General features: G+C 70.1%; 15 protein-coding genes. 8 read left to right on the forward strand and 7 right to left on the reverse strand.

Annotation, left to right across the window (positions count from 1 at the left end; translation table 11 throughout):
* Entirely contained in the window at positions 1–1,761 is a 1,761-nt protein-coding gene (locus MTBUT4_RS07810; RefSeq protein ID WP_371737678.1) for an ABC transporter ATP-binding protein, read from the reverse strand.
* Between the two features lie 357 nt (positions 1,762–2,118).
* Between MTBUT4_RS07810 and MTBUT4_RS07815 the strand changes: the two genes are divergently transcribed.
* The gene (locus MTBUT4_RS07815) at positions 2,119–3,333 is read left to right on the forward strand and encodes a 6-phosphofructokinase (RefSeq protein WP_173979114.1); all 1,215 of its coding nucleotides are present in this window, start codon (positions 2,119–2,121) and stop codon (positions 3,331–3,333) included.
* Between the two features lie 213 nt (positions 3,334–3,546).
* On the opposite strand, the gene MTBUT4_RS07820 is transcribed toward MTBUT4_RS07815, so the two are convergent.
* Entirely contained in the window at positions 3,547–5,253 is a 1,707-nt protein-coding gene (locus MTBUT4_RS07820) for a cation:proton antiporter (protein ID WP_173979115.1), read from the reverse strand.
* Positions 5,254–5,357: 104 nt separating this feature from the next.
* On the opposite strand from MTBUT4_RS07820, the gene MTBUT4_RS07825 reads away from it, so the two are divergent.
* Positions 5,358–7,154, forward strand: coding sequence for a potassium/proton antiporter (locus MTBUT4_RS07825; RefSeq protein ID WP_173979116.1), 1,797 nt, complete (start codon positions 5,358–5,360; stop codon positions 7,152–7,154).
* Between the two features lie 74 nt (positions 7,155–7,228).
* Positions 7,229–7,582, forward strand: coding sequence for a ferritin (locus MTBUT4_RS07830; RefSeq protein WP_173979117.1), 354 nt, complete (start codon positions 7,229–7,231; stop codon positions 7,580–7,582).
* Here the strand turns inward: MTBUT4_RS07830 and MTBUT4_RS07835 are convergent.
* Positions 7,571–8,116, reverse strand: coding sequence for a hypothetical protein (locus MTBUT4_RS07835; protein WP_254434786.1), 546 nt, complete (start codon positions 8,114–8,116; stop codon positions 7,571–7,573). The genes MTBUT4_RS07830 and MTBUT4_RS07835 overlap by 12 nt on opposite strands.
* 189 nt (positions 8,117–8,305) lie before the next feature.
* Here MTBUT4_RS07835 and MTBUT4_RS07840 point away from each other — a divergent pair, with 189 nt between their 5' ends.
* Genes MTBUT4_RS07840 through MTBUT4_RS07850 form a run of 3 tightly spaced genes read left to right on the forward strand, consistent with a single transcriptional unit; the run spans position 8,306 to position 11,697 of the window.
* Positions 8,306–9,772, forward strand: a complete 1,467-nt coding sequence (locus tag MTBUT4_RS07840; RefSeq protein WP_173979119.1) for a PAS domain S-box protein — start codon at positions 8,306–8,308, stop codon at positions 9,770–9,772.
* A 10-nt stretch (positions 9,773–9,782) separates the two neighbouring features.
* Positions 9,783–10,208 (forward strand): response regulator, encoded by a 426-nt coding sequence (locus MTBUT4_RS07845; protein ID WP_173979120.1) that lies wholly within the window; start codon positions 9,783–9,785, stop codon positions 10,206–10,208.
* 4 nt (positions 10,209–10,212) lie between these two features.
* Positions 10,213–11,697: an ATP-binding protein gene (locus MTBUT4_RS07850; RefSeq protein WP_173979121.1), complete on the forward strand. Its 1,485-nt coding sequence runs from the start codon at positions 10,213–10,215 to the stop codon at positions 11,695–11,697.
* Between the two features lie 156 nt (positions 11,698–11,853).
* On the opposite strand, the gene MTBUT4_RS07855 is transcribed toward MTBUT4_RS07850, so the two are convergent.
* The 4 genes from MTBUT4_RS07855 to MTBUT4_RS07870 form a co-directional block, all read right to left on the reverse strand.
* Entirely contained in the window at positions 11,854–14,337 is a 2,484-nt protein-coding gene (locus MTBUT4_RS07855; RefSeq protein ID WP_173979122.1) for a methyl-accepting chemotaxis protein, read from the reverse strand.
* Positions 14,338–14,450: 113 nt separating this feature from the next.
* Positions 14,451–15,620: a hypothetical protein gene (locus tag MTBUT4_RS07860; RefSeq protein ID WP_173979123.1), complete on the reverse strand. Its 1,170-nt coding sequence runs from the start codon at positions 15,618–15,620 to the stop codon at positions 14,451–14,453.
* Between the two features lie 116 nt (positions 15,621–15,736).
* Positions 15,737–18,226: a glycogen/starch/alpha-glucan phosphorylase gene (locus MTBUT4_RS07865; RefSeq protein WP_173979124.1), complete on the reverse strand. Its 2,490-nt coding sequence runs from the start codon at positions 18,224–18,226 to the stop codon at positions 15,737–15,739.
* An 86-nt stretch (positions 18,227–18,312) separates the two neighbouring features.
* Positions 18,313–19,698: an aminotransferase class V-fold PLP-dependent enzyme gene (locus tag MTBUT4_RS07870; RefSeq protein WP_173979125.1), complete on the reverse strand. Its 1,386-nt coding sequence runs from the start codon at positions 19,696–19,698 to the stop codon at positions 18,313–18,315.
* A 120-nt stretch (positions 19,699–19,818) separates the two neighbouring features.
* On the opposite strand from MTBUT4_RS07870, the gene MTBUT4_RS07875 reads away from it, so the two are divergent.
* Positions 19,819–20,301 carry an Lrp/AsnC family transcriptional regulator gene (locus MTBUT4_RS07875; protein WP_173979126.1) on the forward strand — a complete coding sequence of 161 codons (483 nt, stop codon included), beginning with the start codon at positions 19,819–19,821 and terminating at the stop codon, positions 20,299–20,301.
* A gap of 123 nt (positions 20,302–20,424) precedes the next feature.
* Positions 20,425–20,976, forward strand: a complete 552-nt coding sequence (locus MTBUT4_RS07880; protein ID WP_173979127.1) for a hypothetical protein — start codon at positions 20,425–20,427, stop codon at positions 20,974–20,976.
* The last annotated feature ends 95 nt before the right edge of the window (positions 20,977–21,071 follow it).

A 21,071-nucleotide genomic window follows, 5' to 3' on the forward strand; every position in this document is an offset into this window, starting at 1 on the left:
TCAGTACGGCCCGCCGCGGGCCGGGGCGGCGGGGTCGTCGGCGAATTGCAGGGCGTGCAGGCGGGCATAGAGGCCGCCCTGGGCCAGCAGCTCGGAATGGCTGCCCGATTCCACCACCCGGCCGCGATCCATGACGTGGATCAGGTCGGCATCGACCACGGTGGACAGGCGATGGGCGATGACGATGGTGGTGCGGCCCTTCATCAGGTGCTCCAGCGCCGCCTGGACCTGGCGCTCGGATTCGGTGTCGAGGGCGCTGGTCGCCTCGTCCAGCAGCAGGATCGGCGCGTTCTTCAGCATGGCCCGGGCGATGGCCAGGCGCTGGCGCTGGCCGCCCGACAGGTTGAGACCGCGCTCGCCCACCACCGTGTCGTAGCCGCCGGGCAGGCCCATGATGAAGTCGTGGGCGGCGGCGGCGCGGGCGGCGGCCTCGATCTCGTCGTCGGTGGCGCCGAAGCGGCCATAGGCGATGTTGGCGCGGATGGTGTCGTCGAACAGCACGATGTCCTGGCTGACCAGGCCGATCTTGGCGCGCAAGCTTGCGATGGAGACGCCGCGGATGTCCTGGCCGTCGATGGTGACGCGGCCGTCGGTGACGTCGAAATAGCGCGGCAGCAGGTTGAGAATGGTGGTCTTGCCCGCCCCCGACGGCCCCACCAGCGCCACCGTCCGGCCGCCCGGCACCGAGAGGTCGATGCCGTCCAGCGCCGCCTTGACGCCGTCATAGGTGAAGAACACCCCCTCGAACCGCACCCCGCCCTCGCGCACCACCAGCGGCAAGGCGCCCGGCGGATCGCTGATGGTCGGCCTGGTGTCGATCACCTCGAAGCAGCGGGCGGCGGCGGCCAGGCCCTCCTGCAGGTTGGTGTTCAGGGAGGCCAGCGCCTTCATGGGCTTGTAGGCCAGCATCAGGGCGGTGATGAACGAGAAGAAGGCGCCGGCGCGGTCGGGGTTGGTGTCGGCGCTGGCGATGACCTGGGAGCCGCCATAGACGATCACCACGGTGATGGCGATGCCGCCCAGCATCTCCATGATCGGCGACGAGGCCGAGCGCACCCTGGCCGCCTTGTAGGTGAGCTGGTGCAGGGTATCGACCAGGCCGCCCACCTTGGCCCGCTCGTAATCCTCCATGCCATAGGCCTTGACCACCCGGATGCCCTGGATCGCCTGGTTCAGGTAGGTGGAGAACAGGCCGTTCTGCTCCTGGGTGTTGGCGGTCACCTTGCGCATGCGCCGGCCCAGCCGGGCGATGGGAAGGATGGCGATGGGAAAGACGAAGAAGGTCAGCGAGGCCAGCACCCAGTCCTGGTAGAACATCAGCGCCACCAGGAAGATCACGCTGGAAGCGTCCTTGCCCGCCCCGGTCAGGGCGTTGGACACCGCGAAGCGCATGGAATTGACGTCGTTGGTCATCCGGCTCATCAGCTTGCCGGTCTGGTGCAGGTGGAAGAAGGCCACGTCCAGGTCCATCAGCCGGCTGAACAGCCGGTTCTGCATGTCGGCGATGACCTTCAGGCCGACCCGCGACAGCAGCACCGCCTCGCCGTAATCGGCCACCGACTTGGCGGCGAAGGTGGCGATGATGGTGGCCGCCAGCGGCCACAGATACTCGGCCTTCCGCGCCACGAAGATCTTGTTGATGATGGGGTCCATCAACCAGGCGTAGGTGGCGGTGGCGCCGGCCGAGATGGCCATGCAGGCGACGGCCGCCAGGACCATGCCAAGATAGGGCCGCACACCCTCGCGCAACAACCGCCGCATCAGCGAGACGGTCGAATGGTCAAGGGAAATCTTGTGATCGCTCAACAGCTTGTCCGCCGATGGGGGTCCCCGTCGCGGGACCATAGCATGGGTGGGGCGGTGCGCAAAATGTTGTGGTTGCCCCGACCGGCGGCCGGGTCCCACCCGAATCGGCGGGTGGCGGGCGGGGCGGCGGCCCGGACCTTGGTCCGGGGTAGGTCGAAAGTCCTGCTCCCATGCACCCCGAAGGGGGGATGACGGCCCTGCCGGGCCTACTCAGGAGTCGGAGGCGCCCGCCATGCCCCTGGTTGCTGCGCCGCGAAATGACTTATCCTGCGCTCCCATAATAAAATTTCGTCCAAGAGAGCAGGAGGTCCCATGTTGCACGGTAAGGTGCTGGTCGCCCAGGGTGGCGGACCGACCGCGGTGATCAACCAGTCGATGGCGGGCGTGGTGCTCGAGGCGCGCAAGTTCCGCAACGTCGAACTGGTCTACGGCGCCTATCACGGCGTCCGCGGCATCATCAACGAGGATTTCCTCGATCTCACCCAGGAGACCAGCCACAACCTGGAGATGGTCGCCGGCACCCCGTCCTCGGCGCTGGGTTCGACCCGCGACAAGCCCGACCTCAAGTACTGCCAGGAGATCTTCAAGGTCCTGAAGGCCCACGGCATTTCCTACTTCTTCTACGTCGGCGGCAACGATTCCTCGGACACCGTGCGCATCGTCTCGGAGGAGGCCCACAAGGCCGGCTATCCGCTGCGCTGCATCCACATCCCGAAGACCATCGACAACGATCTGGTCGGCAACGACCACACCCCGGGCTATCCGTCGGCGGCCCGCTTCGTCGCCCAGGCCTTCATGGGGGTGAACCTGGACAACGCGGCGCTGACCGGCGTCTATGTCGGCGTCGTCATGGGCCGCCATGCCGGCTTCCTCACCGCCGCCTCGGCGCTGGGCAAGAAGTTCCCCGATGACGGCCCGCACCTGATCTACCTGCCCGAGCGTACCTTCAAGGTCGATCAGTTCCTGGCCGACGTGAAGGCCACCATGGACCGTTACGGCCGCTGCGTGGTGGCGGTGTCGGAAGGCATCCACGACGAATCGGGGGCGCCGATCATCACCAAGCTGGCCCAGGAAGTGGAAAAGGACGCCCACGGCAACGTCCAGCTGTCGGGCACCGGCGCCCTGGCCGACCTGCTGTGCGAGGAGATCAAGACCAAGCTGGGCCTGAAGCGGGTGCGCGGCGACACCTTCGGCTACCTGCAGCGCTCGTTCGTCGGCTGCGTCTCGGACGTCGATCAGCGCGAGGCCCGCGAGGTCGGCGAGAAGGCGGTGCAGTTCGCCATGTGGGGCAACACCGACGGCTCGGTGGCGATCAAGCGCACCGGCTTCTATTCGGTGGACTACCAGCTGATGCCGCTGACCGACGTCGCCGGCAAGACCCGGGTGATGGAGGACGAGTTCATCACCGCCGAAGGCAACGGCGTCACCGACGCCTTCCGCATGTACCTGCGCCCGCTGCTCGGCTCGGGCATGCCCGACGCCTACCGCCTGCGCATCAACAAGGTGCCGAAGGTGCTGGGGGCGTAGGGTTCCTTTACTTTACCTCCCCCTTTTTTTACTCCCCTCCCCTTGATGGGGAGGGGTTGGGGGCGGGGTGAGTTCCGCGACAACGCCGACGCGGTTCCCCCCCACCCCAACCCTCCCCCGCGTGCGAAGCACGCATTGTCGGAAGGCGGGCTCCGCCCGCAAGGGGGGAGGGAGAAGTTTGTGGAGACCCTCCCCCAGGGGGCACCTGGCCCCTCACTCCTTCTCCAGCGTCAGCGCCAGCTTGGCGTAGTCGTGCTTGCGGTATTCCTCGAGCAGCGACTGCACCTCCTCGGCCGGGGTGCCGAGCTGGTGCAGGGCGCGGCCGGCCAGCTGCAGGCTGCCTTCCAGGATCTCCGGCACCACCGCGGTGGCGCCCGAGGCCTCCAGCCCCTTGGCCTGGCGGCGGTCGCGGGCGCGGGCCAGGATGCGCAAGGCGGGATAGAGCTGGCGGACGCGCGGCACCAGCTTCTCGCGCCCCGAGCCGGCGCCGATGGTCAGCACCAGGGCGCGGGCGCGCTCGGCGCCCACCGCCTTCAGCACCTCGAGCTTGCGCACGTCGCCGAAGAACACCGGCCGGTCCTGGCCGCGCAGCACCTCGACCAGATGGGGGTCGCGGTCGATGGCGACATAGGGGATGGCCTCGGCCGACAGGATCGAGGCGACGATCTGGCCGGCGCGGCCGCAGCCGGCGATGATGACGTGGTCCGACAGGTCCTCGATGCCGCCGTCGGGCGGGGCGGCCGAGACGGCGCGGGACAGCCGGTGGTGGCGGCCGATCCATTCGCCCAGCAGGGCCAGCGCCGGGGTCAGCGCCATGGACAGGGCGATGATGGTGGTCAGGGTGCTGATCGTCTCGGCCGGGATCAGGTCGTTCTGCCCCGCCCGGGCCAGCACCACGAAGGCGAATTCGCCGCCCTGGGCGAGCAGCAGCCCCAGATGCAGCCCCATGGCCAGCGGGAAGCGGAAGGCGAGGGCGAGGGCGGTGATGATCAGCGCCTTCAGCACCACCAGCACCCCCACCCCGGCGGCGATCTCGGGCAGATGGCGCAGCAGGGCGGTGGGATCGATGGTCATGCCCACGGTCAGGAAGAACAGGCCCATCAGCAGGCCGCGCACCGGCTGCAGGTCGGCCTCGACCTGGTGGCGGTATTCGCTGCTGGCCAGCAGCACGCCGGCCAGGAAGGCGCCCAGCGAGTGCGACAGGCCGACCGCCTCGGTGGCGGTGCTGGTGCCGATCACCGCCAGCAGCGAGGCGGCCACGAACACCTCGGGCGAGCGTGTCGCCGCCACCAGCCGGAACAGCGGCCGCAGGCCCAGATGGGCGACCACCAGGATCACCGCCAGCGCCGCCGCCGCCTTGGCCAGCGCCTGCGCCAGGCTGAGGGTCAGCGCGCTGCCGCCGGCATGCTCGCCAAGCAGCGGGATCGCCACCAGCAGCGGCACCACCGCCAGGTCCTGCAGGATCAGCACCGCCACCGCGACGCGGCCATGCTGCGACGCCAGCGCGCCGCGCTCGGACAGCAGCTGCAGGACGAAGGCGGTGGACGAGAACGCCACCGCCAGGCCGGCGACCATGGCTCCGGCCGGACTTAAGCCCTCGCCGGCCAGCACCAGTCCGGCCAGGGTGCCGGTCAGCAGCAGCTGCGCCGAGCCCAGGCCGAAGATGAAGTGGCGGATCACCCGCAAGCGTTCCCACGACAGTTCCAGGCCGATGGTGAACAGCAGGAAGACGATGCCCAGCTCGCCGAGGCCGCGGCTGCCCTCGCTGTCGGGCAGCAGCGCCAGGCCGGCCGGGCCGATGGCGCTGCCGGCCACCAGGTAGCCCAGCACCGGACTGACGCGGAAACGATGGCACAGCGGCGAGATGGTGACCGCCAGGCCAAGGAAGATGAGGACGTCGAGGATGATGTCGTTGTGCAAGGAAGGCGGCTCCGGCCCGGTCCCTCCCATAGTGGCCCAGTGCGGGGGTACTGGACAAGCGCGTCAGGGCCGCCTACACCCGGAAGGGAAGGAGGGCGCACGGGGTGATCGACGCGATCAACATCGCGGTGCTGGCGGTGGCGGGGCTGGTGACCATCAGCGTCGCCTCGAGCCTGCTGTCGTTCCGCATCGGCGCGCCGCTGCTGCTGGTGTTCCTCGGCATCGGCCTGCTGGCCGGCGAGGACGGGCTGGGCGGCATCGCCTTCGACGATCTCGGAATCGCCTTCGGGGTGGGCAGCGCCGCCCTGGCGGTGGTGCTGTTCGATTCCGGCTTCCACACCTCGGTCAAGAGCGTCCGCCTGGCCGCCCTGCCGGCACTGTCCCTGGCCTCGGTCGGCGTGGTGGTCACCGCCGCCGTGGTGGCGGTCCCGGCCCATCTGCTGCTGGGGCTGGACTGGCTGCACGGACTGCTGCTGGGGGCCATCGTCGCCTCCACCGACGCCGCTGCGGTGTTCTTCCTGCTGCGGGTCGGCGGCATCACCGTGCGCGACCGCGTGCGGTCCATCCTGGAAGTGGAATCGGGGTCCAACGACCCCATGGCCATCTTCCTCACCATCGTGCTGGTGCGCTTCCTGGTCGATCGCGACAGCCATCTCGGCTTCGGCGCCACGGTGGCGCTGGAGCTGGTGCGGGAATTCGGCATCGGCGCCATCGCCGGCTTGGCCGGCGGCTGGCTGATCGTGCAGGCGGTCAACCGCCTGGGGATCGAGCGCAGCCTGCTGCCCATCGCGGCGCTGTCGCTGGCGCTGATGCTGTTCGCGGCGACCGCGCTGGCCGGCGGCTCGGGCTTCCTGGCGGCCTACATCGCCGGCCTGGTCGCCGGCAACTCGCGGCTGGTGGCGCCCGACACCATGCGCCGGTTCCAGGACGGCGCCATCTGGCTGGCCCAGATCGCCATGTTCCTGACCTTGGGCCTGCTCGCCACCCCGTCCGAATTCCCGCCGCTGATCCTGCCCGCCTTGGCGGTGGCGGCGGTGCTGATCCTGGTGGCGCGGCCGCTGGCGGTCTGGCTGGGGCTGCTGCCCTTCCGCATGCACAGGAACGAGATCGCCTTCATCTCGTGGGTGGGTCTGCGCGGCGCGGTGTCGATCCTGCTGGCCATCCTGCCGATGATCGCCGGCATCGAGGACGGGCGGCTGCTGTTCAATGTCGCCTTCCTGGTGGTGCTGGTGTCGCTGGCGGTGCAGGGCTGGACCATCGCTCCGGTGGCGCGCTGGCTGGGCCAGGTGGTGCCCAGCCGCATCGGCCCGGTGGAGCGCATGGAGCTGGAGATCCCCGGCGCCCGCCACGAGCTGGTGGCCTACCGCATCGTCCCCGATTCCCTGGTCGCCCACGGCCACCGCCTGCCGCGCTGGGCGACGCCGTCGCTGGTGGTGCGCGACGGCCGCTCGCTGCTGGGGTCCAGCGTGTCGATCCTGCGGTCCGGCGACATGGTCTGGCTGTTCGCCAAGCCCGAGCGGGTGGCCCAGCTCGACCGCCTGTTCGCCAGCCCGGCGGTGGCGGCCGAGGCCGACCGCCAGTTCTTCGGCGACTTCCCCATCGACCCCCGCGCCCGCATGGCCGAACTGGGCCTGATGTACGGCCTGTGCGTCACCGACGAGGCCAAGGACGTCACCGTGGCGCAATGGCTGCACTGGTCGCTGGGCGGGCATCCGGGAGTCGGCGACCGCATCGCCCTGGGCGAGGTCGAACTGATCGTGCGCGCCCTCGACCTGGACGGCGCCATCGCGGAGGTCGGCCTGGCCGCCGAACCCACCCCCATCGACAAGCCCAAGCTGCCGTTCCTCGCCTCGGGCGGCGAGCTGCGGGAACGCCTGCGCCGGTGGTTCGGGAGGATGTAGGACCCATGGGGAATGGCGGCCCGCGCCGCCGCGCCACATATGGCCCCCGGAGGCAAAACCGCCGGGGAGGATCCATGGCCGAGGAATGGCATGCGCCGGTCGAGCGGCTGTCGCGGCGCACCGTCACCCTGCACCAGGCGATCCGCTCGCTGATGGAGGAGCTGGAGGCGGTGGACTGGTACCGCCAGCGCGCCGACGACTGCACCGATGCCGAGCTGCAGGCGCTGTTGCTGCACAACATGCGCGAGGAACTGGAACACGCCTCGATGCTGCTGGAATGGCTGCGCCGCGCCGATCCCGACTTCGCCTGGCAGCTCGGGACCTATCTGTTCAGCGAAGGCGACATCCTGACCGTCGAGGAACGGGCCGAGGCCGGCAGGCCCCCCGATGATCCGGGACCCGACCATCCGGGGCATTCACCCCGGTGAGCCGTCCTCGCCCAGACCGGCCTTCTGGCGCGTCGCCGCCACCGCCAGGCGCATGCCGGGCACCGGAATCTCGGCGACGAAGCGGGCCGAGGCCAGGGTGGCGCGGCGGCGGATGAGCAGGCCCTGGGTGAAGATCAGCACCACCAGATTGACGGCGAAGGCGCCGGCGGCCAAGATCATGGCCGACTGGTGCAGCGCCCCCATCAGCGGGATGGCGAACAGCAGCGGCACCGCGAAGAACATGAAGGCGTCGCGCCAGCGCTTGGCGCGCACCACCTCGGCCGCCCAGAAGGCCACCGGGGACACCCGTACCAGCTCGACCCCGGCCTGGATCACCGCCCGCTGGGCCACCTGGGCATAGGCGCCGGGAAGGTCGTCGAAGCTGCCTTCCAGGTAAAGGCCGTCGGGATGGGGCATGAAGGTGGCGCGCAGGGGATTGGCCGGCCAGCGCTCGCGCGGCACGTGGGGGCGCACGACCTTGAAGACCTCCAGCGAGAATTTGGACTGGGCGGTGACGTACTGGACGTCGATCACGGCGCTTCCCTTGCGAAGGTGCATCCCGGCGGCACTATGCCCTTGCGACCCGCGAAAGGGAACCCCTTCGCCACCCGTGCGGCCTATTCCGACAGCGGTAGGATGGCCTCCCCCGGATGCCTTCCCCCGCCCGCGGACCGGCAAGGGTAGCATACCCGAACTGGCCGAACGGAATAAGGGACGTACGCCGTGCCGGACCAATCCGCACCTTTCGACGGCGCCGGGACCGCCCCAGGCGGCATTTCGCTGGAGCGCGCGCTGTTCGACGGCGGTCTGATGGCCGCCGCCTTCGATGCCGATGGCCGCATGCTGATGCAGACGCCGGCGCTGGCCGACCGCCTGGGCGGGGCGCTGGCCGCCCAGCCGGCGGCTCTGGCCATGGATTCCAGCTGCCTGCGCCGGGCGACCCCGCGGCTGGACGAGGAACGCAATCCCGCCGGGGTGTTCCTGGTCCAGCGCCTGCCGTCGCTGCGGGGCGGCACCGCCCTGGTGTACCGGGTCTACCTGGAGGTCACCTCGCGCAGCCGCGCCGAGGACGACGTGCTGGTCTCGCGCGAGCTGTTCCGCAGCATCCTGGATATCGCCGACGACGCCGTGGTCTCCATCGACGAACGCCAGCACATCATCCTGTTCAACCAGGGGGCCGAGCGCATCTTCGGCTACCGCGCCACCGAGGTGCTGGGCCAGCCCCTCGACATGCTGCTGCCGCGGCTTGCCCAGGCGCGCCATCAGGACCATGTGGCCGGCTTCCGCGCCTCGCCGGTGCATGCCCGCCCCATGGGCGAGCGCGGCGGCATCTTCGGCCGGCGTAAGGACGGCAGCGTCTTCCCCGCCGAGGCGTCGATCTCGCGGGTGATGGTGTGCGGAACGGTCACCTTCACCGCCATCCTGCGCGACGTCACCCGGGCGCGCGAGGCCGAGGAGGCCATCCGCGCCCTCAACGCCGACCTCGAGCACCGTGCCCTGCAACTGGAGAACGCCAACCGCGAGCTGGAAGCCTTCTCCTATTCGGTCTCCCACGACCTGCGCCAGCCGCTGCGCAGCATCGACGGCTTCAGCCAGGTGCTGATCGAGGACCATGCCAGCCAGCTGGACCAGACCGCCCGCGACGCCCTGGGGCGCATCCGCGCCGCCAGCCAGCGCATGTCGCAGCTGATCGACGACATTCTCGACCTGTCGCGGCTGACCCGCGGCGACCTGCACCGCGGCCCCGTCGATCTCAGCGACATGGCGCGGGCGGTGGTCGCCGACCTGGCGCGCGGCCAGCCCGGCCGCGCCGCCGTGACCACCGTCGATATCGAGCCCGGGCTGCGCGACGAGGCCGATCCGCATCTGGTGCGGGTGGTGCTGGCCAATCTGCTGGGCAACGCCTGGAAGTACACCGGGCGCAAGGACCGCGCCCACATCGCCTTCGCCGCCGAGGAGGGGGAGGATGGCAGGCGGATCTATGTGGTGCGCGACGATGGCGCCGGCTTCGACATGGCCTATGCCGACAAGCTGTTCGGCGCCTTCCAGCGCCTGCACGGGGTGGCCGAGTTTCCCGGCAACGGCGTCGGCCTGGCCACCGTGCAGCGCATCATCCACAAGCACGGCGGCGAGGTCTGGGCGGTGGGGCAGCCCGATTGCGGCGCCACCGTGCGGTTCACCCTGCATTGACGAGGACGTCATGACCCTGAAGCCGATCCTGCTGGTCGAGGACAACCCCGACGACGAGGAACTCACCCTGCGCGCCCTTCGGAAGAACAACATCCAGAACGAGGTGGTGATCGCCCGCGACGGCCCGCAGGCACTGGAGCACCTGTTCGGCGCCGATGGCGCCGTCGGCGTGGGCCCGGCCGTGGTGCTGCTGGACCTCAAGCTGCCCAAGCTCGACGGCATCGAGGTGCTGCGCCGCATCCGCGCCGACCACCGCACCCGCCTCACCCCGGTGGTGATCCTGACCTCGTCGCGCGAGGAGCAGGACCTGATCGCCGGCTACGAGCTGGGGGCCAACAGCTACATCCGGAAACCGGTCGATTTCGTCCAGTTCAGCGAAGCGGTCCGTCACCTCGGCCTCTACTGGCTGATCATCAACGAGCCGCCGCCGGTCTGAGCCCATGGCCCAATCCCTGCGCGTGCTGGTGGTCGACGATTGCGAGGATGACGCCCTGCTGCTGGTGCACCGGATCCGCGCCGCCGGCTACCGGGTCGAGCACGCCTGCGTCTGCACCGCGGTGGACATGGCCACCGCCCTGGCCCAGGGCGACTGGGATGTGGTGGTGAGCGACGTCCGCATGCCCGGCTTCGGTGCCGCCGGCGCCCTCGAGCTGTACAAGACCGCCGGCGGCTGCTGCCCGTTCATCGTGGTGTCGGGGGTCATCACCGAGGAGGCCGCGGTCACCCTGCTGAAGGCGGGGGCGCACGATTTCGTGCTGAAATCCAACCTCGCCCGCCTGGTGCCGGCCATCGAGCGCGAGCTGCGCGAGGTCGAGGGACGCCGTGCCCGCCAGGCCATCGAGCGGGCGCTGCGGCTGTCCGAGGAACGCTACGCCCTGGCCGCCAAGGGGGCCAATGACGGGTTGTGGGACTGGGACCTGGACAGTGGCCGGGTGTTCTATTCGCCGCGCTGGCACCAGATGCTGGGGCTCGCGGAAGGGCAGGCCGCCGCCACCATCACCGCCTGGCTGGACCGCGTCCATCCCGACGACCTGGGGGGCGTGCGCGGCGTGCTGGAGGAGCACCTGAACGGCGCCAGCAACCAGTTCTCGGCCGAGCACCGCCTGCGCGACGCCGCCGGCCGCTGGCGCTGGATGCTGGCCCGCGGCATGGCGGTGCGCGACGAGGGGCGGCCGCGCCGGGTGGTGGGGTCGCTCACCGACACCACCCTCTACCGCGAGGCGGTGGAGGCCTCGGACCGCGCCCTGGCCGCCAAGGTCCGCTTCCTGGCGGCGGCCAGCCACGATCTGCGCCAGCCGGTGCAGGCGCTGTTCTGCTTCAGCGCGGTGCTGGGCGACGCCCTGGGCGGCCACCCGGCGGCGCCGGTGGTGGCGGAACTGGACGGCGCCCTGTCCGGCCTGAAATCGCTGCTGGATTCCCTGCTCGACGTCTCCAGGATCGATGCCGGGCTGATTTCCCCGGCGCGGGAGCGCTTCCCGCTGTGCCGCCTGACCGACGCCCTGGCCGCCGAGATCGCGCCGCTGGCCGAACGGAAGGGCCTGGGCTTCCGCTATCTGCCCTGCCACGGCATGGTCGATACCGACCCGGTGCTGCTGGGCCGCATCCTGCGCAACCTGCTGGCCAATGCCCTGAGCTACACCGAGCGCGGCCGCATCCTGATGGGATGCCGGCGGCGCGGCGACCGGGTGGCGGTGGTGGTGGCCGATACCGGCATCGGCATCGCCGGCGACCAGCGCCGCCAGATCTTCGAGGAGTTCTACCAGATCGCCAACACCGAGCGCGACCGCCGCAAGGGCCTGGGCCTCGGCCTGTCCATCGCCCAGCGCCTGGCCGGCCTGCTGGGCGCCCGCATCGATGTCGCCTCGACCCCCGGCCGCGGCTCGTGCTTCAGCGTGATCCTGCCGTTCATACCGCCCGGCCAATGACCGTGCCCACCGGAAGGGGCATGCCGGGCACCACCTGAAACGTCGTCCCCGCGAAGGCGGGGACCCAGGGGGTGCGCCGACATCGTTTCCGCGACTCCTGGGTTCCCGCCTGCGCGGGAACGACGGCGATATTCCGTGACGAACCGTTTTTCAGTCTCACCCCAGCTTCAGGGCCATGCGCACCGCCCCCCAGTGGCGGCCCGCCACGGTGATCGGGGCGTCCAGCTCCTTCAGCAGCACGAAGACCCCGCCGCCCATGTCGCGGCAATAGGTCTGCGCCAGGTGTGGCTTGGCGTTGCGTGCCGCCAGGATGCCGGCGCGGTCGTCGAAGACGCGGCGGTTGCGGCCGTGGGCGGCGTTCCAGACCGGATCGTCGGGGCGCTGCGGCTCGGAATATTTGCGGTTATGGGCGGCGATGTAGCCGGAGCGGTCGGTGGCGCAGCAGAAGACGATGCGCGGATCGCGCTCCAGCGGCGGCTCGATGACCGCCGGGAACAGGCGCTCGACCAGTTCGGTGTGGCGGGCCATGACCTGCTGCGGATCGGTGCCGGGGATGGCTTCGTACTCGATGTCGAAAAGGGAATCGGGCTCGATCTCGCGATTGCGCACCGCGCCGTCGAGCAGGCGCGACAACCGTTCGCCCAGGTCCTTGACCAGCACGATGTATTCCTTGTCGGCGTCGGCGACGCGGTCGATCTCGCGCAGCAGCGCCTTCTGCACATGGCGGCCCATGTCGTCGAAACGGACGTGCAGGCCGATGATGCTTTCCGACAGCATGCGGGCGCGGATGGCGCCCACCTTCTCCAGTTCGATCACCGCTTCGGTGGCGGTGGGGCGGTCGTGGCCGGCCAGCACCAGCAGCGCGCCGTTCTCGGAGATGTCGCCGGTGAAGCCGCTGAAGGTCTGGCCGCCGAAATCGGCGGTGAAGCGCAGCGCCACCGGGACGCGGCCGGCATGGCGGCGGTCGCCGCCGTAGGACGAGCGCAGGATGATCCCCAGCCGCCGCTGCAGCGAGGCGATGTCGCGGTTGACCAGACCGGTGAGGTCGGTGACCTTGTGGGCGATGGCGTTGGTCTGTTCGGCCGAGCCGGTCACCGCGCGCACGTTTTCGGCGACGGCGCTGGTATGGTCGGCGGCCTGCACCGCGCTGGCCATGATCTCGGCGGTGGCGGCGCGCTGTTCCTCGGCGGCGCGGGCGACCTCGGCGCCGACGGCGTCGATGTCGCGGATGGTGGCGGCCACCGCCTGCACGGTCTCCACCGTGTCGTCGGTGGTGCGGCCGATCTCGACGGCATGGGTGTTGACGTCGGAAATGCCGTCCTCGGTCTGGCGGGCCAGGCCCTTGACCTCCTCGGCCACCACCGCGAAGCCCTTTCCCGCCTCGCCGGCCCGGGCGGCCTCGATGGTGGCGTTCAAGGCCAGCATGCGGGTCTGGGCGGCGATGCCCTGGATCAGGGCGACGACGCCGCCGATGCGGGTCGCCGCCTCGGACAGGCCGGCGACGTTGGCGGTGGCGGAATCGGCGCGGCGGCGCGCCTCCTCGGCCAGTTGCGACGAACCGGCCACCTGGGCCAGGATTTCGCGGCTGGACGCCTCCAGCTCCTCGGTGGCGCTGGCCACGGTCTGGACGTTGCCGGCGGTGGTGTCCACCGCCTGCGACACCGCCTGGGCGGCGGCGGTCAGTTCGCTGGCCACCTTGAGCAGCTGCACCGCCGATTCGCCCAGGCGGTGCGACTGGATCGAGATGTCGCCGACGGTGTCCTGGATCTCGCCTTCCAGCACCTCGGTCAGCGACAGCATCTCGCGCTTCAGGTGGGCCTCGGCGCGGCGGTTGATCTCGGCCCGCTCCTCGATGCCGTAGGCCAGGCGGGCCTTCATGGCGCGCAGCATGGAACTGGTGGAGACGAATTCGGGGGTGGCCTCGGGCGGGATGTCGTGGCGCAGGTCGCCGCTGGCGATGGCGGCGAAATGGCCTTCCATGCGGGCCAGCGGCGCCGTGACGCTGGCGATCAGGGTGCGCCCCAGCAGCCAGGCGACCACGGCGCCGGCCGCCAGCGCGCCCAGTCCGGCGGGTGTCGCCAGCCCCAGCCAGCCGACCGCCGCCGCCAGCCCCAGCAGCGCCGCCAGCAATCCGTAGACGTGGCCCTGCAGGCCGGCGGCCAGGCGCCGCAGGCGGGCGCCGGTGCCGGTGCGCAGCACCACGCCCTCGGCCAGGGCGACGTCGCCGGCGCGGCCCTCGCGGATGGCGGCGTAGAGGGCGTCGGCGGCGGCCACCTGCTCGCGCGCCGGCTTGCTGCGCACCGAGACGTAGCCCACCGTCTCGCCATTCTCCATCAGCGGCGTGACGTTGGCCTGCACCCAGTAGAAACCGCCGTCCTTGGTGCGGTTCTTGACCACCCCCTCCCACGGCCGGCCGGCTTTGACGGTGGTCCACAGATCGGCGAAGGCGACGGCGGGCATGTGGGGGTGGCGCAGGATGTTGTGGGGTGCCCCCAGCAACTCCTGCTCGGAATAACCGCTGATCTCGACGAAGGCGGCGTTGACGAAGGTGATGCGGCCGGCCAGGTCGGTCTTGGAGACGATCAGGCTGTCGTCGTCCAGCATCACCTCGGTGTCGGTGATGGGTTCGTTGACCCGCATGATGCCCCCCCGAAGATAGCCCGGCGAGGCCTCTATAACAGAAGGTCAAAACAGGAGTACGAACGGGATGTGAACGAGCTGTGACACCCCGCCAAAACGTGTGGCGGGAGGGATCAGTCCGTCCCCCACCACGGGGTGGCGATTCCGTCGCCGAGATCGGCGGCCGCCAGCCGGCGGCGCACCTCCAGCAGCTTTTCCACCAGCGCCGGCTCGGCGGCGCCGTAGGCATCGGCATCGGGCTTGCGCTCGACCACCACGCCCAGCAGCTCGGTGATGGCGTTGCCGATGGAGTTCTGGCTGATGGTGACGATCAGCTGGCCGCGATCGTTGCGGTAGATCAGCTGCTTGAAGGCCGGCTGCCAGCGGATGGCGTTGGCGTATTTGGCGTCGGCGATGCAGCGCTCGCGCACCATCTTGGCGGCGGTCAGCAGCGAATTGTCGTGCTGCAGCCGGCGCTTGACCAGCTCGGGGAAGTGGATGCCGGCGGGCAGCGGCGCGTTGCGGGTCGATACCTGGCCGAAGAAGGTGCGGTAGAAGTCGATGAAGCCCATCAGGATGGTGTCGTATTCCTCCCAGAAGCGGATGTCCTTCAGCGCCTCGGCGCCGCCCTGGATCTCCCAGCTGGGCAGGCCCTGGGGATAGCCGGTCAGCGCCAGCCGGCACGACCCGGCCTGGCACGGCTTCAGGATCTGGAACTCGAAGCCGTCGAAGAAGGCGCGGTAGACCTCGCGCATGTGGGACTGGAACAGCGAATGCTGGCCGCCGTCGGTGAGGTTGGGGTTGTCGGGGTCGGCGGCCGGGGCCGCCGCCAGCTCGGCCTTGTCGAAGACGATGAAGTGGTTGTGCAGCATGCGGATGCTGGGTACGCCGGGCGAGGTCAGCGGCCAGGTGGCGTCCAGGCTGGCCTCGCCGGCCAGCACCAGGTGGCGGTCGGGATCGGGGAACCACTCCAGCATGGCGGCGACGATGATCTGGTTCATGCGGTTCCACACCGCCTTGACGTGCTCGGGCACCTGGGTGCGCCGCACCGGCCGGCCCAGCGGGTCGAGGATGGTGCGCGAGGTGTCGTAGATGATCGAGGTGTCGAACAGGTTGGAATGGCCCAGCGCCTTGCGGTACAGCAGCAGCCCCTCGGGGTTGCGCAGCAGGCCGTTGTTGTTGGCCAGATCGTTGAGGTTCTCGGTGCTGTTGAAGAATTCGTTGGGTTTCATCCCCTCGGGCACCGCCAGCGGAATCGGGCGGAACGGGGTGACGATCTGACGCGGCCCGGTCTCGACGGCCATGGTGCTTCCCTCCCATTGGATCGCGGCCGTGGACGGCCGTCTTGGCCGTCACTGTGCCAGTTTCGCCGGCCGGGGGGAATTGACCGTGCGCAAGTGGGGCGGACGGGCGCCCCGCCCTATTCCGCCGCCGCCCGGGCCGGGCGGTGCGCCGCCGCCGCCCCGGGCGCGACGCCCCAGATCAGGCGGGCGTATTCGGTGACCGTGCGGTCGCTGGAGAAGCGGCCCATGCGGGCGACGTTCAGCAGCGCCCGGCGGTGCCATTCGCGGCGGTCCAGGTACAGGGCGGCGACCCGGCGCTGGCAGTCCACATAGGCGCGGTAATCGGTCAGCACCAGGAACTCGTCGTGGCCCAGCAGGGCATCGACGATGGGGCGGTGGCGGTCCTGCTGGTCGGGCGAGAACCAGCCGGCGGCGATCATGTCCAGCGCCTGCCTCAGCTCGGGATCGTTGTGGTAGTGGTCCCAGCTGTCCTGGCGGCGGCCGGCGCGCATGTCGTTGGCCTGGTCGGCATTGAGGCCGAAGATGAAGATGTTGTCCTCGCCGACCTCGTCCTTGATCTCGATGTTGGCGCCATCCAGGGTGCCGATGGTCAGCGCCCCGTTCAGCGCGAACTTCATGTTGCTGGTGCCCGAGGCCTCGGTGCCGGCGGTGGAGATCTGCTCCGACACATCGGCGCCGGGGATGATGATCTGGGCGTTGGAGACGTTGTAGTTGGGCATGTACACCAGCCGCAGCCAGCCGTTGACGCCGGGATCGGAATTGACCACGCCGGCGATGTCGCCGGCCAGGCGGATGATGCGCTTGGCCATGTGATAGGCGGGGGCGGCCTTGCCGCCCAGGATCACCGTGCGTGGCACCATGCCCTCGGTGGCGCCGGCGCGGATGCGGTTGTAGAGCGTCACCACGTGCAGCAGGTTGAGCAGCTGGCGCTTGTATTCGTGGATGCGCTTGACCTGGACGTCGAACAGGCTGGAAGGGTCGATGTCGATGCCGGCCGCCTCGGCCACCAGGCGGGCCAGGCGGCGCTTGTTGTGCGCCTTGACCGCGTCCAGCGCATCCAGGGTGGCGGTGTCGTTGGCGAACGGCTCCAGCGCCGTCAGCCCCGACAGGTCGCCCTGCCACCCGGTGCCGATGCGCTGGTTGATCAGCTCGGTGAGCTGGCGGTTGGACAGCATCAGCCAGCGCCGCGGGGTGACGCCGTTGGTGACGTTGACGATGCGCCCGGGCAGCACGGTGTCGAGGTCGCGGAACAGCCCCTTGCGGATCAGGTCGGTATGGACGGCGGCGACGCCGTTGACCTTGTGCGAGCCGACGAAGGCGAGATGGGCCATGCGCACCCGGCGCCCGCCCTCCTCGTCGATGATGGAGACGCGGCGGTAGAGGTCGAATTCGCCGGGCCGGACGCGCCGCACCTCGTCCAGGAAGCGGCGGTTGATCTCGCAGACGATCTCGTAATGGCGCGGCAGCAGGCGGGCGAACATCTCCACCGGCCAGGTCTCCAGCGCCTCGGGCATCACCGTGTGGTTGGTGTAGGCGAAGGTGCGCCGGCAGATGTCCCAGGCCCGGTCCCAGTCCATCTGGTGCACGTCCACCAGCAGCCGCATCAGCTCGGGGATGGCGATGGCGGGATGGGTGTCGTTGAGCTGGATGGCGATCTTGTCGGGCAGCGCCGCCAGATCGGGATTGAGCTTGAGGAAGCGGCGCAGGATGTCGCGCATGGAGGCGCAGACGAAGAAATACTCCTGCTTGAAGCGCAATTCCTTGCCGGAATGGGTGGAATCGTCGGGATAGAGGATGCGCGACAGGTTCTGCGATTCGATGCCCGAGCGCACCGCATCGACGTAGTCGCCGGTGTTGAAGCGCCCCAGGTCGAAGGTGTGGGGCGATTCGGCGCGCCACAGCCGCAGGGTGTTGACCACCTCGGACTGGAAGCCGGGGATGGCCTGGTCGCGGCCCACCGCCAGCACCCGCTCGCCGTCCACCCATTCGTGGCGAATGCGGCCCTCGGCGTCGGTGAACTGGATCACCCGGCCGCCGAACTGCACCTCGAACACGCTCTTCTCGCGCTTGAACTCCCACGGATTGCCGTGGCGGGCCCAGTCGTCGGGCTCCTCCACCTGCTCGCCGCCGACCAGGCGCTGGCGGAACATGCCGTAATCATAGCGGATGCCGTAGCCCCAGGCCCGCACCCCCACCGTCGCCAGCGAATCCAGCAGGCAGGCGGCCAGCCGCCCGAGACCGCCATTGCCGAGCCCGGCCTCGGGCTCGCAGAAGGCGGTCGACTTCCAGTCCAGGCCCAGCAGCTCGTAGGCCTTGCGGCAGGTGTCGTAGAGCCCGAGCTTGACCAGATTGCCCGACAGCGAGCGGCCGATCAGGAATTCCATGGACAGGTAGCAGACCACCTTGTCGTTGTCGCGGTAGAAGGCGTCGTGGCTGGCCAGCCAGGCCGGCGCCATCAGGTCGCGGCAGGCATGGGCGGTGGCCTGCAGCCAGTCGTCGGCGGTCATGGTCACCACCGCCTTGCCCACCGTGCGGCAGGCATGGTCGAGGATGCGGTCGCGGAACTGTTCCGGGGTGACGGTGCTGTCGCATTGGGCGCTGGTCATGACCCTTCCCTCCCGGCCGGTGGTCGGCATGCCCAGGTGATGCCACGAAAGCCGCCGGTCCGGGATGAAAGTTCGGTGAGGGATGCTCAGCCCGGCCTGATCCACTCCCGGATGTCGGCCGCCAGGGCCTGGATGTCCGCCATGCCGGTGGCCGGGTTCATCAGCGCCAGGCGCAGCCAGCGGCGGCCGCGGAATTCGGCGGTGGAGACATAGTGGCGGCCGGCCTCGGTCAGCGCCCGGCGCAGCTCCAGCTGCCGCGCATCGTCGCCGTCGACGCGGAAGCAGACGATGTTGGACTGGGGCTCCACCGCCACCGCGAAGCCGTCGAGGCCGCGCAGGTACCGGGCGGCGGCGGTCGCCAGATCGGTCTGGCGCTCGATATGGGCGGCCATGGCCGCCTCGCCCTCGGCGGCGAGGGCGAAGAAGGCCTTCAGCCCCAGCGCCGCCTTGGTGCATTCCACCGTGCGGTGGATGAAGTCGAAGCCGGGCTGGTCCTTGTCGTGGAACAGGTAGCTGGCCTCTTCCCGGAAGGCACCGTCCAGGCTGGCGCGGTCGCGCATCAGCACGGCGGCGCAGACGGTGGGGGCGCGCAGCATCTTGTGGGCGTCCCAGACCAGGGAATCGGCCAGCTCGAGGCCGTCCAGCAGATGCCGCAGGCGGGGCGACACCAACGCCGAGGCGCCGTGGGCGCCGTCCACGTGCAGCCACAATCCGGCGGCGCGGCAGGTCTCGGCGATGGGGCGCAGGGGATCGTAGAGGCCGGTGGCGGTGGCGCAGGCATTGGCCACCACCGCCATCACCGTGCGCCCCTCGTCCCTGAGGCGCGCCAGCAGCGGCGCCAGCCCGGCCGGGTCGAGGCGGCCGTCGCCATCGGCCGGCGCCGCCACCACCGCCGCCTGCCCCAGCCCGAGGATGCCGGCGGCGCGGGCGATGGAGTAGTGGCAGCCGGGCGAGACGATTATGGCCAGGCCCGGCGGCACCCCCTGCTCCCACGCCTGCGGCGCGGCGCGGGCGCGGGCGGCGGCCAGGGCGGTGAGGTTGGCCAGCGAGCCGCCATGGGTGAGTACGCCGCCGCCGCTGTCGGGGGACCAGCCGGCCTTGCCCAGCATCCAGTCCAGCACCGTCTTTTCCACGGTGGCGGCGGCCGGCCCCATCTCGTAGATGGCCATGGCGTTGTTGCTGAACGAATCCACCAGGGCGGCGATGGACGCCAGCGGCTCGGGCACCGCCACCTGGTGGGCCATGTAGCCGGGGTGGTGCAGCCGGGTCGAGGCGCCGAGATAGGTGTCGAGGAAGCGCGCCAGCGCCTCGCCGCCCAGCCCGCCCTCGGCGATCAGGCGTTCGAGCCCGAGGTCGGCGGCCAGCGCCGCCAGCACCGGCTGGCGGATCACCGGGTCGGCGCGGTCCCGCGCCCGGGCGGCAAAGGTATCCAGCGCCCGGGCGGCGACGGCGCAATCGGTTTCGAAACTCATGGGACCTCCCTGTCGGCGCCGACTCTGCCATGCCGGGGCGGGCATGTCCTTGCGATCTTCACCGGGATATGGCCCTCTTGCGCAAGACCGTGCCATGAAATGGGCCATTTGGGGTGAACCATGCCAAGATCGTTCGATTCCATCGATTTGCGCATCCTGGCCGCCCTGCAGGCCGATGGCCGCATTTCCAATGCCGAACTGGCCGACCGCGTCGGCCTGTCGCCGACCCCCTGCCTGCGCCGGGTGCGGGCGCTGGAGGAGGCCGGAATCATCACCGGCTACCGCGCCGAGCTGGAGCGGGCGGCGATCGGGCTGGGCCTCACCGTGCTGGTGGGGATCAAGGTGGACGGCCACCGCGACGACAACGCCACCGCCATCCAGGAGGCGCTGGTGGCCATGCCCGAAGTGGTGTCCTGCCATCTGGTGTCGGGCGAATCCGACTTCCTGCTGCAGGTGGCGGTGCCCGACCTCGCCGCCTACGAGCGGTTCCTGCTGGGCACCCTGCTCAAGCTGCCGATGGTCAAGGACGTGCGCAGCAATTTCGTCATCCGCACCGTGAAGGCCGGCGCCCCGCTGCCGCTGGGGCACCTTTCGCCGTCATGACCCTTGTTCAGGTGGCAGGACCACTTTGCCGAACCCGTTGAAATCCCTGCTGCCATTGGGGTATGCTGGTTTTCATTGGAAAACCTATGGCGGGTCCGAAGGGCGCGCGGTCAAGGGTGGCTCATGGGAATCGGCAGAATCGCCTCGTTCCTGAGTACGTTGTCTCCAGCGTCGGATGCGGCCCAGGCCGCGGCCAGCGTCGATTCGGACATGCCGGATCCGCAGCGCCTGGCGGAGGAGGCGGCGGCCCAGCAGGAGCACGACCGGCAGCGGCGCCAGTCGGGCGCCGCGCAGGATATCACGCAACAGCTTCAGACCATGATCTCGGCGGTGCGCACGCTGAACGAGAACGCCGTGCAGCAGGGCGCGGCGGTGGCGGTGTCGCAGGCCGGCACCCAGTTGAAGAACGCCGTGGCCGGGCTGGGGCATCTGCTGGCGGTGGTCGACGCCCAGTCCCTGGGCCAGTCCGCCCTGCCGCAGCTGAAGCAGGCCGGCGAGGTGGTCGATGTGGTCGAGGCCGGCCTGGCCGGCACCCAGGCGGCGGCCGAGCAGGTGCTGCGCCATCTGCCGGCGCAGCAGGCGCTGGCCGCCCAGGCGGCGACCGAACGCTTCCAGACCGAGATGCGCGCCGCGCTGGACCAGGTGCGCGGCGCCCTCGGCGGCATGCGGGCCTGAATAAGCGGTTCTTCGTCTCATTCGGGCCTCACCCTGAGGAGGCCGCGACAGCGGCCGTCTCGGCGAGGCCCGCCGCACCCTTATCTGATCCAAAA

The sequence above is a fragment of the Magnetospirillum sp. UT-4 genome (genome assembly GCF_902729435.1).
In the GTDB taxonomy this organism is placed as follows: domain Bacteria; phylum Pseudomonadota; class Alphaproteobacteria; order Rhodospirillales; family Magnetospirillaceae; genus Magnetospirillum.